The organism is Pontimicrobium sp. MEBiC01747 (assembly GCF_053601635.1).
Map to the genome: position 1 here is coordinate 1 of NZ_JBSHNS010000334.1, position 1,332 is coordinate 1,332.

Annotated in this window: 2 pseudogenes; both read right to left on the reverse strand. The window is 30.7% G+C overall.

Features of this window, described 5'->3' with window-relative positions:
- Positions 1–990, reverse strand: a pseudogene (locus tag ACVC2P_RS11005) (hypothetical protein); the annotation flags it as partial.
- A 102-nt stretch (positions 991–1,092) separates the two neighbouring features.
- A pseudogene (locus ACVC2P_RS11010) lies at positions 1,093–1,332 on the reverse strand (peptidase); the annotation flags it as partial.

Below are 1,332 nucleotides of genomic sequence, written 5' to 3' on the forward strand. Positions count from 1 at the left end.
CTCAGCAACATCTCTAGCTTGTAAAGGTGTAGCACCTTGTTTTAAATAGAATTGATAGAGCTCAGAGTTTTTACCAACATCTTCTGTATTCCCTCCTCCTAATAATCTAGGAATGTATAAATTAAATGTTTCTAAAAAGCCATAACTATATTCTGTTATATAGGCTTTATCTAGTCCAGATGTTACTTCTTTTGGAGAGCCATCTGGGTTTATTGTTAATTCGCTTTTACCTCTTGTACTTTCTTTTACATATTCTTGTGTCGCTAATATACTTGTTGCATTTAAACCTACTGCTAAAATAACTGCCACAACCAATAATCCAACAGATTTAAAGTAATGTGGTAATAATTGCTTTCTATAGGCATCAATTAAATATACAATACCTAATACAATAACTAGTAATAGTAAATAATAGGTCATTTGAAAATGATTAGCAACAATTTCTAAAGCCATAGCTACAGCCGTTACTAAAAAACCTATAACATATTTTCGCCTAAATGTAAGTATAATACCGCTTAACACGAGTGGCATATAAGCTATTGCGTGAGCTTTACTGTTGTGCCCTACTCCTATGATTATAATAAGGTATGTAGAAAATCCAAACGCTAAAGCACCAAGAGCAGAAAGTTTATAATCTACCTTTAAACTTAGAAGCAGAATGTAAAACCCAATAAAATACAGAAATAGATAATCTGCTGGTCTAGGCAAAAAACGCAGCCCTAAATCTAGTTTTTTAATATAGTTATGTGGGTATTTAGCTCCTAATTGGTAGGTAGGCATTCCCCCAAAAGCACTATTGGTCCAGTAGGTTTCCTCTCCTGTTTGTGCTTTAAAATCCTTTTGTTGTTTTGCCATCCCTACATAATGAACAATATCGCTTTGTAATATTTCTTCTCCTTGTAATACAGGACTAAAATAGGCTAAGGCTAAAACTACAAACCCAATAATTACTAATATATGAGGTAGGATTTTTTTGAATGAAAGTTGCATAAAATATATTAAATACTATGAAGTTGAAAAATAATACTATTTTTTGAAATTAAGCTTAATTGAATTGAAATTTTAGAAATTCTTAAAACTAAAGAATCGTTGTTACTTTTTAAAAGCATTTTTAAACTCACTCGTTAACACCTCTATAGCTTCTGGTTTATATTTTCTAGAAAAATGAACTGGTATTGCCTCTTTAACATTACACGTTTTCATAAGTTTACCAGAGGCTGTAGAATAACTATGAAAATTTGCTTTAGCAAAAGCCTTATCTTCTTCATTATAAAAGCTTTCTATATATACTGTATCTGCATTAAAAAAGAGCTGTTTTATTTTTTCATGATT